The sequence below is a fragment of the Aestuariirhabdus sp. LZHN29 genome, assembly GCF_049985285.1.
Classification (GTDB): Bacteria; Pseudomonadota; Gammaproteobacteria; order Pseudomonadales; family Aestuariirhabdaceae; genus Aestuariirhabdus.
Genome location: NZ_JBNIEU010000001.1, coordinates 947,487 through 962,117 on the forward strand (window position 1 = coordinate 947,487; position 14,631 = coordinate 962,117).

13 protein-coding genes are annotated in these 14,631 nt (G+C 54.5%); 3 read left to right on the forward strand and 10 right to left on the reverse strand.

The annotated features are described in order from the left end of the window. The first annotated feature begins 180 nt into the window (after positions 1 to 180). Both ACP3PW_RS04595 and ACP3PW_RS04600 read left to right on the forward strand, forming a co-directional pair. Positions 181 to 1,677 carry an aldehyde dehydrogenase gene (locus tag ACP3PW_RS04595; protein WP_426415490.1) on the forward strand — a complete coding sequence of 499 codons (1,497 nt, stop codon included), beginning with the start codon at positions 181 to 183 and terminating at the stop codon, positions 1,675 to 1,677. 137 nt (positions 1,678 to 1,814) lie between these two features. After that, positions 1,815 to 4,004 carry a YgiQ family radical SAM protein gene (locus ACP3PW_RS04600; protein ID WP_426415491.1) on the forward strand — a complete coding sequence of 730 codons (2,190 nt, stop codon included), beginning with the start codon at positions 1,815 to 1,817 and terminating at the stop codon, positions 4,002 to 4,004. A 189-nt stretch (positions 4,005 to 4,193) separates the two neighbouring features. On the opposite strand, the gene ACP3PW_RS04605 is transcribed toward ACP3PW_RS04600, so the two are convergent. Beyond that, positions 4,194 to 4,790 (reverse strand): deoxycytidylate deaminase, encoded by a 597-nt coding sequence (locus ACP3PW_RS04605; RefSeq protein WP_426415492.1) that lies wholly within the window; start codon positions 4,788 to 4,790, stop codon positions 4,194 to 4,196. A 286-nt stretch (positions 4,791 to 5,076) separates the two neighbouring features. On the opposite strand from ACP3PW_RS04605, the gene ACP3PW_RS04610 reads away from it, so the two are divergent. After that, positions 5,077 to 5,574, forward strand: coding sequence for an acyloxyacyl hydrolase (locus ACP3PW_RS04610; protein WP_426415493.1), 498 nt, complete (start codon positions 5,077 to 5,079; stop codon positions 5,572 to 5,574). Positions 5,575 to 5,595: 21 nt separating this feature from the next. Here the strand turns inward: ACP3PW_RS04610 and ACP3PW_RS04615 are convergent, their stop codons facing one another. The 9 genes from ACP3PW_RS04615 to glmS all read right to left on the reverse strand — a co-directional run bounded on the left by ACP3PW_RS04615 (position 5,596) and on the right by glmS (position 14,613). Beyond that, positions 5,596 to 6,849, reverse strand: a complete 1,254-nt coding sequence (locus ACP3PW_RS04615) for an HD domain-containing phosphohydrolase (protein ID WP_426415494.1) — start codon at positions 6,847 to 6,849, stop codon at positions 5,596 to 5,598. 296 nt (positions 6,850 to 7,145) lie between these two features. Beyond that, entirely contained in the window at positions 7,146 to 8,420 is a 1,275-nt protein-coding gene (gene arsJ, locus ACP3PW_RS04620; RefSeq protein ID WP_426415495.1) for an organoarsenical effux MFS transporter ArsJ, read from the reverse strand. Positions 8,421 to 8,435: 15 nt separating this feature from the next. Next, the gene (locus ACP3PW_RS04625; RefSeq protein ID WP_426415496.1) at positions 8,436 to 9,443 is read right to left on the reverse strand and encodes an ArsJ-associated glyceraldehyde-3-phosphate dehydrogenase; all 1,008 of its coding nucleotides are present in this window, start codon (positions 9,441 to 9,443) and stop codon (positions 8,436 to 8,438) included. Positions 9,444 to 9,470: 27 nt separating this feature from the next. Further along, positions 9,471 to 9,710, reverse strand: a complete 240-nt coding sequence (locus tag ACP3PW_RS04630) for a thioredoxin family protein (protein ID WP_426415497.1) — start codon at positions 9,708 to 9,710, stop codon at positions 9,471 to 9,473. Between the two features lie 16 nt (positions 9,711 to 9,726). Next, entirely contained in the window at positions 9,727 to 10,716 is a 990-nt protein-coding gene (locus ACP3PW_RS04635; RefSeq protein ID WP_426415498.1) for a permease, read from the reverse strand. 5 nt (positions 10,717 to 10,721) lie between these two features. Beyond that, positions 10,722 to 11,780 (reverse strand): ACR3 family arsenite efflux transporter, encoded by a 1,059-nt coding sequence (arsB, locus tag ACP3PW_RS04640; RefSeq protein ID WP_426415499.1) that lies wholly within the window; start codon positions 11,778 to 11,780, stop codon positions 10,722 to 10,724. A 22-nt stretch (positions 11,781 to 11,802) separates the two neighbouring features. After that, positions 11,803 to 12,153 (reverse strand): ArsR/SmtB family transcription factor, encoded by a 351-nt coding sequence (locus ACP3PW_RS04645; protein ID WP_426415500.1) that lies wholly within the window; start codon positions 12,151 to 12,153, stop codon positions 11,803 to 11,805. Between the two features lie 96 nt (positions 12,154 to 12,249). Continuing rightward, entirely contained in the window at positions 12,250 to 12,420 is a 171-nt protein-coding gene (locus ACP3PW_RS04650) for a low molecular weight phosphatase family protein (protein ID WP_426415501.1), read from the reverse strand. A 360-nt stretch (positions 12,421 to 12,780) separates the two neighbouring features. After that, positions 12,781 to 14,613, reverse strand: a complete 1,833-nt coding sequence (gene glmS, locus ACP3PW_RS04655; protein ID WP_426415502.1) for a glutamine--fructose-6-phosphate transaminase (isomerizing) — start codon at positions 14,611 to 14,613, stop codon at positions 12,781 to 12,783. Positions 14,614 to 14,631: the final 18 nt, after the last annotated feature.

Genomic DNA, 14,631 nt, shown 5'->3' on the forward strand with positions numbered 1-14,631 from the left:
CATTTTTTATAGGGTTTATTGCCCTCTACTGTTAAATATTTTGAAATAGCGGCCATCGGTGGTATCGTTTTCCCCATTCCGGCACCGACGCCGTTTTGCACTATTATATTTTACACTTGAACCAACCCTGGCATTGCAACAACGCACCGGGTTCAGCCTAACGAATCCTAGGAGAGCATCATGAACGAACAAAGAACCCTGGCGCACTGGCAGCAAATGGCCTCCACCGTCTCTATCGAGGGGCGCGCTTATATTAATGGTGAGTACGTCGATGCTCGTTCCGGGGAAACCTTCGACTGTGTGAGCCCGATTGATGGTCGCGTGCTCGCCAACGTAGCTTCCTGCGATAGCGCCGATGCGGATATCGCCGTCGCCAATGCCCGTGAAACCTTCAATAGCGGCGTATGGTCCCAGCAAGCACCTGCCCAGCGTAAGCGCGTGTTGATCCGTTTTGCCGACCTTATGATGGAGCATCAGCAGGAACTGGCCCTGCTGGAAACCCTCGATATGGGCAAGCCGATTTCCGACTCTCTCAGTATCGATATTCCCGCCGCGGCCAACAGTATCCGCTGGAATGGTGAGGCGATCGATAAAGTCTATGACGAGCTCGCACCCACCGCGCACGACCAGATTGGTATGGTAACCCGCGAGGCGATCGGGGTGGTTTCGGCAATCGTGCCCTGGAACTTCCCTCTGTTAATGGCGTGCTGGAAGCTGGGCCCTGCGCTGGCTACCGGCAACAGTATCGTCCTCAAGCCCTCCGAAAAATCACCGTTAACCGCGATTCGTATCGCCCAGATCGCCGTTGAAGCCGGTATCCCCAAGGGCGTTCTCAACGTGGTACCTGGTTTTGGCCATACCGTCGGTAAAGCGTTGGCGCTGCATATGGATGTGGATTGCATGGTCTTTACCGGCTCCACTCGTACGGCCAAACAGCTGATGATCTATGCCGGTGAATCCAACATGAAACGCGTCTGGCTGGAGGCCGGTGGCAAGAGCCCCAACATTGTGTTTGCTGACGCACCGGACCTGAAAGAGGCCGCCCGGGCTGCCGCCGACGCGATCTGCTTTAACCAGGGCGAAGTATGCACTGCCGGTTCACGGCTGCTTGTTGAAGAGAGCATCCGCAGCGAATTTGTCGCCATGGTGGCCGAACAGATGAAACATTGGCAGCCGGGTAATCCTCTCGACCCCAATACCAATATCGGCGCGGTAGTCGACCAGACCCAACTCAATACCGTTCTCGGCTTTATTGAAGCCGGTAAGGAAGCCGGTGCCGAAGTCTGTGGCGGCGGAGTGCAACTGCACAAGGAGAGTGGCGGTTTCTACGTCGCGCCGACCCTCTTTAATGGCGTCAATAACGATATGAAGATCGCCCGTGAAGAGATCTTTGGCCCGGTCCTCTCTTGCATCGGCTTTGACACCCCTGAACAGGCGATCCAGATCGCCAACGATACCGACTACGGCTTGGCAGCGGCGGTTTGGACCAGTAATCTGGGTAAGGCCCACCGCACGGCCAAAGCCTTGCGCGCCGGTTCCGTATGGGTCAACCAGTATGATGGTGGCGATATGACCGCTCCCTTCGGCGGGTTCAAACAGTCGGGTAACGGGCGCGACAAGTCACTGCACGCTTTCGACAAGTACACCGAGCTCAAAGCGACCTGGATCGCTATCTAGGCGCCTCACTTCGAAGCCGGCCCAGGCCGGCTTCGAACAACTTTCAAATCTCCGGTTCATTATCCCTCCTGTTGGTGAGTATTTAACCAACTCCGGCGATGGTATACTCTGCGCCCTCGCTTTTTGAACCTGATCCCATGACCGCCCCAAACCACCTCTTCTCCTATCGTAAATACTGGGCAGAGTGCTATGGCACCGCACCCTTCCTACCTATGTCCCGTGATGAAATGGATCAACTGGGGTGGGACAGCTGTGACATTATCATCGTCACGGGGGACGCCTACGTCGATCATCCCAGCTTCGGTATGGCGGTTATTGGCCGCTATCTGGAGTCCCAGGGCTTCCGTGTCGGCATCATTGCCCAACCGGACTGGCGCTCGAAAGACCCTTTTATGGCCCTTGGTGAGCCCAACCTCTTTTTCGGGGTGACGGCGGGCAATATGGATTCGATGATCAACCGCTACACCGCCGATCGACGTATCCGCAATGATGACGCCTATACCCCCGGGGATATTGGCGGAAAACGCCCCGACCGCGCGGTTACTGTCTACTCCCAGCGCTGCAAAGAGGCGTACAAACAGGTTCCTATTGTTATCGGTGGCATCGAGGCCAGCCTGCGACGATTGGCGCATTATGACTACTGGTCCGATAGCGTAAGGCGCTCAGTATTGTTCGACTCTACCGCCGATCTGCTCCTGTACGGCAATGCCGAGCGCGCCATCGCCGAGGTCGCCCACCGCATTGCCGGCGGAGAGACCATCGATCAGATTACCGATATTCGTGGTACCGCCTTCAAGCGAAAATCCGTTCCACAGGGCTGGTTGGAGCTCGACTCCACTCGTCTCGACCAGCCGGGGCGGGTGGAGGTGCATCCCCACCCCTACCATTACGGTAACGAGAGTAATCCCGAGGGAGACTGTGAAGGCAGCAGCAACCCTGAAGAGGCTCAGGTCGTACAACTGATCGACCCCGGTGCCCACAATACCGACCCCGAAAGTTCCTATATCCGTGTCCCCTCTTTCGAGAAGGTACGCAATGACCCGGTTTTGTACGCCCATACCTCCCGGGTGTTCCATCGAGAAACCAACCCGGGCAATGCCCGCCCCTTGGTGCAGGAGCATGGCAAGCAGCTTCTGTGGATCAACCCGCCGCCAATTCCACTAGAAACGGACGAGCTCGACGGCGTATTCGACCTCCCCTACCGCCGAGTCCCGCACCCGGCCTACGGCAAGGCCAAAATACCCGCCTATGAGATGATTCGCTTCTCCATCAACATCATGCGCGGCTGCTTCGGCGGCTGTACCTTCTGCTCGATCACCGAGCACGAGGGGCGCATCATCCAGAGCCGATCCGAGGCTTCGATTCTTGGAGAGATCGAAAAAATCAGAGACGACGTGCCCGGCTTTACCGGCACAATCTCCGATCTCGGTGGCCCTACCGCCAATATGTACCAGCTTAATTGTAAGAGCGACGAGATCCGCAACAGCTGCCGACGCCCCTCGTGCGTCTACCCCGGTATCTGTAAAAACCTGATCACCGACCACAGCCCCACCACCCAGCTTTACCGCAAGGCGAGGGCCATTCGCGGCGTAAAACGCATCGCAATCAGCTCCGGCCTACGCTATGACCTCGCCGTGGAAGACCCGGAATATGTGAAAGAGCTAGTGCAGCATCACGTTGGTGGCTACCTCAAGATTGCCCCGGAACACACCGAAGAGGGGACCCTCTCCAAAATGATGAAACCGGGTATGGGCACCTATCATCGCTTTAAGGAGATGTTTGATCACTTCTCTAAAGAGGTCGGTAAAGAGCAGTACCTTATCCCCTATTTTATTGCGGCCCACCCCGGCTGCAGCGATGAGGATATGCTCAACCTTGCGCTGTGGCTGAAAACCAACAAGTTCCGGGTTGACCAGGTACAGAATTTCTACCCCTCACCCATGGCCTACGCCACCGCCATGTATCACAGCGAACGCAATCCGCTGAAGAAAATCGGTTATAAGAGCGAGAAGGTTTACAGTGCACGTAACAAACAGCAGCGACGTCTGCACAAAGCACTACTGCGCTACCACGACCCCGATAACTGGCCAATGTTACGCGAAGCCTTGCGGAAAATGGGAAAATCTCACTTAATCGGGCGAGGGAAAACCCACCTGGTACCCGCCGATATGCCCGCCAGCGAACGCAGGCCAGCTCAGCGGCGGACGGCCCCCAGAACTCAACGGGCACTCACCCAGCATACCGGTTTGCCACCCCAGGGAACCCGTGGCGCACCGGCGAAAAGCGGTTCCAAAGCGCGCAAAAAGGGGCCCCGCAAGCCGCGTTAACGTGCCGCGAACAATAACGAAAAGGTGCTAAAACAGGGGTTGGCCAGGACTACCCGCCGTTGCAAGTCCACCTGTCCTAAGCGGATGGGTCTAGCCTGTGGAAAAACCAGCCCATGATTCTGCGCACCCGTTTTTCACATGTTATCCACAGGCTATACGGGCGTTATCAACAGGTTTATCACCAATTTATCAACAACACTCACCACCAAGCCAGGCACTGACTCGTTTAGCAATCCACTCCGGGTCTACATCGCCCGCTTCGCCCAACGGGTTACCCTCTCCTGCTACCACTTCGTGCTGGTACGCAGTGACGGCAAGGCGATAAAGCGCCTCTTCTGCCGGGTTACGCTTCAGCGGCAGGTGCTCTACGGCGATCCCTACCTCGGCAAATAACTCAATCGAGTCCCGCACGCGATAATCCTCTGCGTAGTACACCCGCTTTACGCCCCCCAAATTGATGAGCCGCTTGGCGCACATTCGGCAGGGCAGGTGGGTCACGAACACAAACTTGTCATAATGACGCGGTGCATCACAGTTGATTACGCCATTTTCCTCCGAGTGGAGGCAGCCGCAGGAACCCGGAATGTCGGTATCGCAGTGATTATGCAACCCCGACGCGTTACCGTTATACCCTACCGCAAATACCTTGCGATAATCGGTACTGGTAATAACCGTACCGACATTGAGGCGATGACAGGTTGAACGCTCGGCGATCTGGTAAGCAAACCCCATATACACATCGGCGAAACTGGGACGTCCCTGATCAATTTTGGGTGGCTGACTCACTCGACTCTCCTCAAGGTCACGACACTATAATATACGCAGCGAGTTGGTTTGGACATTTCACGAGCCTAACTCAACGCTGCCTGAATACAACCAGGATCATTGAAGCATGCTCGCACTCGCCCATCGGTAATCCATCAAACGACGGCAACAAGAGTCTGCCACCGAGTACCCAGCACCTTGCGCCACTGCCACCAAATAATTCCCCCCCCCCCTTTATTTTAAGTTTAACCGTAGGTTACTCTATCGGGCATAAAAACAAATAGACCGAGATGGACGTTGTAGGCTAATGAGACTAGCAAAAGTAGTACCGCTTTTAACAGCCTTGGCTATTGCCCCCTTTTCTACCCCCGGATTCACCCAGGACGATTATCGACTCACCGTTGGTGCCGGTGTATTTGACCCCTTAGGGTCAGGGACGACCGGCATGATCGCGCTCACCCTTGAGGGCGAACCCATCGAGGCTGCCTGGGATATCCGGCCCACCCTGCTTGGATTCACCATCGAGCAAAGCGGATACTACGTGGGCATGGGTGGCCATCGCGAGTTTGAGATCGATGACGACTGGAGGTGGGGGGTTGCCACCGGCCTGGGATACTACCATGAGGGCTCGGAAGATAATGAGCTCGGTTATGACCTGGAGTTTTTCACCCGCCTCTCCTTAAGCTACCAGTTAACCAATAAGCAGCTTATTCGTGGGGAGTTTGGCCATATCTCCAACGCCGGCCTGGGCGATAGTAACCCCGGTGCAGAGACGGTCACCCTGAGCTGGGTTACCCCTTTCTAACAACGTTGTAGGTGAATAAAGCTATAGGTCGTCGGTGACGATTTTGTAATAGTAATCCGGCTTTTTGCGCAACAGGCCGACTATTTCAGCGTCTATTTTCTCATCATCCACCATCGGCTGAATAATAGAAAATATCTCATCTACACTCATCCTTCCCTTGTAGGGCCGTGTCTGGGCTAATGCCTGAAATATGTCAGCCACCGCAATAATTCGCGATTCCCTATCGATCTGATCGCCACTTAGGCGAAAAGGATACCCGGAGCCATCAAGTCGCTCATGGTGGTTGGCCGCCCACACGCCGATGTTGGAGTTTGGAAAAAAATTCTGGAGGGTGTCTCGTGTATCCACCGTATGGCGTTTCATTTGGGAGTATTCGCGCTTATCGAGTCGCCCCTGTTTATGCAGAATCTCATCCGCCGTGCGTAGCTTGCCAACGTCGTGAAGGAGGCCCGCGATATAGACCTGCTGCCAATACTCCTCCCTGACTCCGGCCTCCTGCGCCAGCGCCATGGAAAGCAAGGCCACTTTTTCGGAGTGCTGGAATGTAAAGGGGCTTTTTGCATCGACGATATTGGCGAGAAAGCGCGCCAGCTCGATCACTTCAGGGGTTGAGAGCTGACGGTCATAACCGCTATTGGGGTTAAAACCTAAGCCAATCTGTTCGATCGAGTTGGCCTCCATGGTGTACCAGAATCCATCGATGTTGATTAACTCTGCCATTACCCTGGCGTATTCAGGATGAAAAATCTCACCCGCATTAGAGAGTACATTTTCTCCAATTACCGATTCATAGATCGTAACGATGTCCGGATGTTGCCCATTGAGGTAACGTGCGCGCAGAAAATCCAGACGATCAGCGAGAAACACCAAGGCGGTGACGTCCCGAATATCCGGCGCTAGTTCCACTTCCTGTAGATGAAGCCAGGGGGTGTGGTGATAGCGGATAACCTCTGCAAACCCTACAAGAGTGGAGCATTTGTGCAGCGCTTCGTAGCCACGAATGCAATGCCCCTCGCTACTTTCGGGCTCAAAACACCTTAGCAATCGCAAATGCTCTCTGCTGGAAGAGACCCCGCAGTCATGAATCAGACCGGCGAAATAGGTAAATTCCTGCTTGGCTTCTGGCCAGCCGAGCCGCTTCGCACACTCATAGGCCATATATCCCACGCGGTGGCCGTGATTAATGTCATCAATGCCGACGTAATCCAACGCCCTGGCCAGCATCAGTAGCGCATGGCGCAGATCTATTCGTATCTCCTGATCATTAACTTCCATATCAACGATCCCTAAGTGACGTGATGGTGGGATGATAATAGAGAGTCATCGTGGAATCGACCGTAGTGGCTACTTTTTATCCATCCCACGCCTGTAAGGTATCATCACATTTCCCCGGGAGGCGGTTTTTCTCCCAAAGCCCCAATCTGGCAACAGTTAGTAAAAATAGTAGCCGTCACCTTCTTTGATAGTTTGTTGACGAGAACCAGAATACTCAATGACCGGACTAATCAAAATTCGTCGATGCTCAGACAGGTCAATGAGTCTACAGTTTGGCCATGCCCACCCGGCGGACCTTATCTCTTCGGGGTCACCGGCATAGGCTTGCCGTTGTGGCGGGGTAGCCATAGCGAAATCACCGCCGCGACGCCTAGAAACAGTGAGGAAACCAGCAGGCAAACGGCTAAGCCGTATTCTTGGAATAACCAGCCCGACAGCACCGTGCCAACCAAGCGCCCCATGGCATTGGCCATGTAATAGAACCCCACATCCAACGAAACCCCATCCTCCTTGGCGTAGGAGACGATGAGAAAGCTGTGCAGTGAGGAGTTGATCGCAAATAGCGCTCCAAACAGTAGTAACCCGCCGATAATTACGCCTTCCAGACTGAGGGTTTTAACTAGCCCCGACCAAGGGTCAGCGATTCCCATGGCGATCATCAAGGGGATCGCAGCCAGCACGGCTGCCCAACCAAAAGCTGAGCGACCATCGGGTACCTGATCGCGGGTTCTACCCGTCACTTTTGGCGCAAACGCCTGCACCGCCCCGTACCCGATGACCCACAGCGCCAGAAAGCCCCCCACCTGGGTGTGGGTCCAATTGAGTTGGGTGCTCAGGAACACCGGCAGTGCCACTACAAACCACACATCGCGGGCGCCGAACAGGAACATTCGCGCCGCCGAGAGGATATTAACCGCCCGACTCTTGGAGAAGATGTCGCTGAATCTGGTTTTCTGTTTTGCCTTGCCCAGATCTTTCTTCAGGGTCAGCAGGGAGCCGACCAACACCAGCGCCAGCGCAGCCGCCATCGCCAGCAATGCGTCGCGGAACCCCAACCAGGCAAGCAATGCGCCACCAAGGAAAAATCCCGCCCCTTTGAGGGCGTTCTTGGAGCCCGTCAGCAGTGCGACCCATTTATAGAGGGAGCCTTGATGGCCGCTACCGGCGAGCAGTTTGATACTGCTCTTGGCGCTCATCTTGTTGAGATCCTTGGCGATCCCCGACAACGCCTGCGCCGCCATTACATAGGGCACGGAAAGTAGACTCGCCGGTACGGTCAGCATCAGCAAAGCCACCACCTGCATCGCTAGGCCGATATTCATGGTGCGGTTCAAGCCGATGCGGGCGCCGAGCCAGCCTCCAACCAGGTTGGTCACGACACCAAAGATCTCGTAGAACAGGAACAGCATGGCGATCGACAGTGGAGAGTAACCGAGCTGATGGAAGTGCAGCACCACCAGCATGCGCAGGGCACCATCGGTGAGAGTAAAGCCCCAGTAGTTGCCGGTCACCAGCATATACTGGCGAACCGCCTGCGGGTCCGGGGCAACTACCTGGTTGTGATCGACCATGCGCTGTACGACTCCTTAAACGCCGGCTAATACCAGCTTTCTCGCCAGCTCGACGGTACGGGTGGCGTAGCCCATCTCGTTGTCGTACCAGGCGTAGAGCTTCACCAGGGTGCCGTTCACCACCCGGGTAAAGGCGGGGTCGAGTATGCCGGAGCGGTTGTCGCTGCGATAATCGATCGACACCAGCGGACGCTCCTCGTAACCGAATATCCCCTTCAGCTCACCATCTGCTGCTTGCCGGAACAGTGTATTGATCTCCTCGGCGCTGGTCTCGCGGCTCAGCTCGAATTGAGCATCGGTAATCGAGGCGTTGGCCAGTGGCACGCGCACCGCATGGCCATCCAGGCGCCCGCGCAACTCCGGGTAGATCTCCATGATGGCGGTGGCAGAGCCTGTAGTGGTGGGGATCAGCGACATACCGCACGCCCGGGCCCTGCGCAGATCCTTGTGGGGCTGGTCGAGAATACTCTGGGTGTTGGTAATGTCGTGGATGGTGGTAAACGCGCCGTGCTTGATGCCGATCGCCTCGTGCACCACCTTGACCATGGGTGCCAAACAGTTGGTAGTACAGGATGCAGCAGTAACGATCGGATGCTGATCGCGGTCATAGAGGTGGTCGTTAACCCCCATCACCACATTCAGCACTCCCGGCTCCTTCACCGGAGCAGTCACCACCACGCGCTTGACGCCTTGATCCAGATAGGCCTTGAGTGCGTCGCTGTTTTTGAACTTGCCGCTGGCTTCAATCACCAGATCACAGTCGGACCAGTCCGCCTCTTCGATCGATTTATGGGTGGTGAAGTGGATCCTCTTGCCGTCAATACTCAAGCCCTCACCTGCGGTTACCGCTTCGTGGTGCCAGCGACCGTGTACCGAGTCAAAGTTGAGCAGGTGGGCAAAACACTCGGCATCGGCCGCCGGGTCGTTGATCTTGACGAACTCAAACTCCGGCCAGCCCCAGGCGGCACGCAGCGCCAAGCGTCCCATGCGGCCAAAACCATTGATACCAATACGAACAGTCATGAATTACTCCTTAGCAGGTTTACTTAGTCAGTCTGATGCCAGCCATTGTTCGATGTCGCTGCGGTGCGGGATCGAACCACTGTGAACCAGCTTTCCATCCACAACGACCGCCGGCGTGCTCATCACTCCATACTCCATCATCACCTGTGGATCGGCCTCTTTGATGACACCCACCTCAACGTTAAGCTCCTTGGAAATTCGTTCAATGGTCTCTGCGGTTTTGTTGCATTTTGCACAGCCAGAACCCAGCACTTTGATCGTTTTCATCCTGTTGCTCCTTGCGTTAAACAACCCAGGGTGTGGCCAGATTGTAGATCCAGCCCACCAGCGTAAAAGAAACCAGCAGCAGTGCAAACAGAATCGCCAGCAGCCGCCACTGCATCACCTGCTTGAGCAGGATAAATTCGGGGAAACTCGCCGCCACCGTACTCATGCAGAACGCCAGGGTGGTTCCCACCGGCAGGCCATGGGTGATCAGGCTTTCCATCACCGGGATCACCCCGGTGGCGTTAGAGTAGAGAGGGATGCCCAGTACGACCGCCGCCGGCACCGTCCACCACTGGCCGTCACCGAGGTGCTGCTCGATCCAGCCCTGGGGAACGAAACCATGCAGTGCAGCGCCCAGCCCCACACCGATAAAGACCCACTTCCAGACCCGGCTGAAAATATCTTTCAGCTCATCCACGGCGAAACTGTGGCGCTCCGCCAGAGTGAGGGTCCCAGCGGCGGCAGCCGCCGGGACCGGCGCGGACGCCTGCTCGAACGCCTTACGGGCGAAGGGCTGCAGCAGCCGCTCCGCACGAATGCTATCGAGAAAAAATCCGCCGAGAACGCCGACCGTCATGCCGATCACTACGTAGGCGATAGTAAATTTCCAACCCAGCAGGCTGCCCAGCAAAACGATCGCTACCTCGTTGATCAGCGGCGAGGTGAGCAGAAAGGCCATGGTGGTGCCGATGGGGATACCCGCGGAGGTAAAACCAAGAAACAACGGAATGCTGGAACAGGAGCAGAACGGCGTGATCGCACCAAAGGTGGACCCCAATCCATAGCCGACAAAACGACTTCTCCCCGCCAGATAATCCCTTACCCGCTCGATGCGTAATGATGCCCGTACCAGGGCGATCAGATAGATCATCACCATCAGCAACGCGAAAATCTTGCTGGTGTCTTCTACGAAAAAATGCAGTGCGGTACCCAACCGCTCGGTTGGATCAAAGCCCCACTGGCCGTAAACCAGCCAGTCGGCAAAAGAGGTAAACCACGCCAACATAGTTATTATCCCGCGCTGGTAGATTTTGTCTCAGATTCAGGTACCGGTTCGGGTGCGAACCAATGCCCGGTTCGATTAACAAAGGCCACCAGCGACAACATCACCGGCACCTCCACCAATACGCCCACTACTGTGGCCAGGGCGGCACCGGAGTGAAGGCCAAACAGCGAGATCGCCACCGCCACCGCCAGCTCGAAGAAGTTGGAGGTGCCGATCAGACAGGCGGGGGCGGCAATATTGTGGGGCAGTTTCCATCGCAGCGCCCAGATGTACGCAATGGCGAAGATCCCATAGGTCTGCAGCAACAGAGGGATCGCAATCAAGACAATGGTTTGCGGCTGGGTAAGGATTGTTTCGGCCTGAAACCCGAACAGCAGTACCACGGTGGCCAGCAGACCGATCACCGACCAGGGTTTGAGCCAATGAACAAAGTCATCCAGCGCCCGTGTACTGCGCTTGATCAATCGCTGCCGAGTGATTACCCCGGCGATCAATGGCAGTACCACATAGAGCACGGTCGACAACACCAGCGTCTGCCAAGGCACCTCCACATCGCTGATACCCAGCAGAAACGCGGCGATGGGCGCAAAAGCGAACACCATAATCAGGTCGTTCACCGACACCTGCACCAGGGTGTAGTTGGGGTCACCTTTGGTCAGTTGGCTCCAGACAAACACCATCGCCGTACAGGGCGCCACACCCAGCAGGATCATACCCGCGATATATTCACTGGCCGACTGCGGATCAACCCAGCCGGCAAAAAAGACTTTAAAAAATAGCCAGCCCAGCGCGGCCATGGTGAAAGGCTTGATCAGCCAGTTGATCACCAGGGTTAGCACCAGCCCCCTGGGCCGTTTGCCGACATCTTTGATCGCGGCAAAATCCACCTGAATCATCATCGGGTAGATCATCACCCAGATAAACAGCGCCACGACTAAATTTACATGGGCGTACTCAAGGGTCGCGACAACCGCGAAGATTCCGGGGAAGGTGTTACCCACCGCAACCCCCACCAGGATACAGAGCCCCACCCACACCGTCAGATACCGCTCAAAAAGTCCCATCCTTATCTCTCCTTAATAAGTACTAGCAGCAGGCAATCTGGCGTTCGGGTCGATCGCCCATACGTTGTAGGCGTTGTTGATCCCCGGCCAGTTGTCGGCCGCCAGCGCCGGCGACACTTTGCAGTACCTCAACAATCCAACGATCAAGTTCGGGATGAAGCTGATAGAAGATCCACTGACCCTGCCGGGTATCCAGTAACAGGCTGCAGTTGCGCAGCTGCGCCAGATGCCTCGATACCTTGGGCTGAGAAAGGTCCAGCGCCGCTGCAATTTCGCACACACACAGCTCCCCCTCTGCCTGAATCAACAACAGGGTGCGCAGGCGGGTTTCGTCACTCAGGCATTTAAAAACATTGGCTGGAACATACGGCATATCGCTTACTCTTTTTTCAATGTCACCAAGGCGAACAGCTTTATCCCCTCGGCGACCTCTTGCGCCATCTTTTTGAATCCGTCTGGCCCGAGCCTTTTAGGGTCGGGGAAATTCCAATGAAGATTTTAGTAGTTGGCGCGTATCGGCAAAGTCACCGGTGCTGGAAATATCGAACTGCTCTGCATAAAAGTGTCGCGCCAGCGCCTCGGCCATCTGTGAGCTGGCCGAATTCTCGGAACATACAAATAACAGATTAACCTTGTTCACCGAACACTCTTTAATACGCATATACGCTTATTCATATATATTAGTCGGTTCGGTGGCGAAATCAACGGCAAAAGGTTCTGTTGTAATCCCCCCATTTATAACCAGGTTTTTCGCTAAGGGATTAAGGCGCTTCTATTAGTTGCCTTGGTGGGGCACTTACGATAACGGTATTTAGTCGCCTATTATTGGATTGCCAGGGGCACTGATTCCTCAGTAATTGGGCATGTGAAATACTGCCAATTTGAGATCCGACAACACATGATGCCCTCGACTAGCGGCGGGGCTTAGGTAAGCGTTGGGAGCGGCCCGGGGATGATACCTCATTTCACCCCACCACTATCCCATACCATTTTATGTTAGCTATTCGACCGTGACAGATTTTGCCAGGTTTCTAGGTTGGTCAACGTCGGTGCCCTTTATGATGGCAACGTAATAGGAGAGAAGCTGCAATGGAATGGTATAAACGATCGGTGCAATCAGGTCATCTACCCGATTAAGAGTAAGCACCTCAACCGTGTCTCCTTCCATCAATCTCGCATCAGTGTCTGCAAACACGTAGAGCAAACCGCCGCGAGCCCTCACCTCTTCCATATTGGATTTTAGCTTCTCAAGGAGCTCGTTGTTGGGTGCGACAACAACCACCGGCATATTGGTATCGATTAACGCCAGCGGGCCGTGCTTGAGCTCTCCGGCGGCATAGGCTTCAGCATGGATGTAGGAGATCTCCTTAAGTTTTAGCGCTCCCTCCATTGCGATGGGGTACTGGCTTCCACGGCCAAGGAAAAGGCTATGCTGCTTGTCTGAAAAAGCTTCGGCCATGTTTTCGATATCGCCACTAAGGGATAGTGCGCTTTCGATAACAGAAGGCAGTGATCGAAGTGAAGAAACCAGTTCGGCTTCCTTCGCTTCGCTTAGATCGTTATAACGACCTATTGCCCCGACCAGCATCAGCAGGGACACGAGTTGGGTGGTAAATGCTTTGGTCGAAGCAACACCTATTTCTGCCCCCGCACGGGTCATAAAGGCGAGATCGGATTCACGCACCAAGGATGATCCGGGAACATTACACAGGGTTAGCGATGCCATGTATCCGGACTCTTTGGCCAGACGTAGCGCCGCCAATGTATCCGCTGTTTCTCCCGATTGAGATATGGTAACGAACAGGCTATCGGCAGGAACAAAGCTCTTTCGGTAACGGAATTCAGAGGCTATTTCAACGTTGCATTGAACACCTGCAACCTCTTCAAACCAGTATCGAGCCACCATGCCAGCATGGTAACTCGTTCCACATGCTATAATTTGAACATTTTTCACTTTAGAGAAAATGCTTTCCGCTTTTTCTCCAAAAGATTCCACCATAATTCTGTTTTTTTCGAGACGATCTTCAAGTGTATTTCTTACCGCGCTTGGCTGTTCGTGAATCTCTTTGAGCATGTAATGCCGGTAGGTACCCTTATCACCAGCATCGTGATCTAAATCACTCTCAATAATTTTTCGCTCAACTTTTTTTCCGGAACGATCAAAAATCGTTACCTGGCTACGAGTAAGCTCGCACACATCGCCCTCTTCCAGATACTGGAAGCGACGAGTAACAGGGAGCAATGCCAATTGATCAGACGCCAAAAAGTTTTCACCAATCCCTAAACCAACAACCAATGGACTACCGGAACGAGCCGCTACCAAACGACTAGGGTCTCGACGGTCCATAACAACCGTTCCATAGGCTCCTTCGAGCAATTTTACTGAAGCAGTAACAGAAGATAACAAATCGTCATTTTTAATTAGCTCGCGATGTATCAAATGAGCCATCACTTCGGTGTCAGTTTCTGACTTAAAGATGTAACCGGATTGCGATAATTCATCACGTAATGCTTCGTGATTTTCGATTATACCGTTATGAACAATAGCAAGATCGCCAACAGACACATGGGGATGAGCATTTCGCTCACTCGGAACACCATGAGTAGCCCAACGTGTGTGCGCGATTCCAGTTCCACCTGTGAGTGGATGTTGGGTTAGGGCTTCTTCGAGTTCAGCAACTTTTCCTACGCGCCGGAGCCGGTGTAGATCACCTTTTCCGTCAACAATCGCCATACCCGCAGAGTCGTATCCGCGATACTCAAGACGCCTTAACCCCTCAAGCAAAATATCCGCTACGTCTCTTTGGGCTACCGCTCCTACAATTCCACACATATCTTTTTCCTTATTCGG

Excerpts from the sequence above, each read along its gene's own strand:
- ACP3PW_RS04595 (WP_426415490.1), top strand. The coding sequence starts at position 181 with ATGAACGAACAAAGAACCCTGGCGCACTGGCAGCAAATGGCCTCCACC.
- ACP3PW_RS04600 (WP_426415491.1), top strand. The coding sequence starts at position 1,815 with ATGACCGCCCCAAACCACCTCTTCTCCTATCGTAAATACTGGGCAGAG.
- ACP3PW_RS04610 (WP_426415493.1), top strand. The coding sequence starts at position 5,077 with ATGAGACTAGCAAAAGTAGTACCGCTTTTAACAGCCTTGGCTATTGCC.
- ACP3PW_RS04615 (WP_426415494.1), bottom strand. The coding sequence starts at position 6,849 with ATGGAAGTTAATGATCAGGAGATACGAATAGATCTGCGCCATGCGCTA.
- arsJ (WP_426415495.1), bottom strand. The coding sequence starts at position 8,420 with ATGGTCGATCACAACCAGGTAGTTGCCCCGGACCCGCAGGCGGTTCGC.
- ACP3PW_RS04625 (WP_426415496.1), bottom strand. The coding sequence starts at position 9,443 with ATGACTGTTCGTATTGGTATCAATGGTTTTGGCCGCATGGGACGCTTG.
- ACP3PW_RS04630 (WP_426415497.1), bottom strand. The coding sequence starts at position 9,710 with ATGAAAACGATCAAAGTGCTGGGTTCTGGCTGTGCAAAATGCAACAAA.
- ACP3PW_RS04635 (WP_426415498.1), bottom strand. The coding sequence starts at position 10,716 with ATGTTGGCGTGGTTTACCTCTTTTGCCGACTGGCTGGTTTACGGCCAG.
- arsB (WP_426415499.1), bottom strand. The coding sequence starts at position 11,780 with ATGGGACTTTTTGAGCGGTATCTGACGGTGTGGGTGGGGCTCTGTATC.
- ACP3PW_RS04645 (WP_426415500.1), bottom strand. The coding sequence starts at position 12,153 with ATGCCGTATGTTCCAGCCAATGTTTTTAAATGCCTGAGTGACGAAACC.
- glmS (WP_426415502.1), bottom strand. The coding sequence starts at position 14,613 with ATGTGTGGAATTGTAGGAGCGGTAGCCCAAAGAGACGTAGCGGATATT.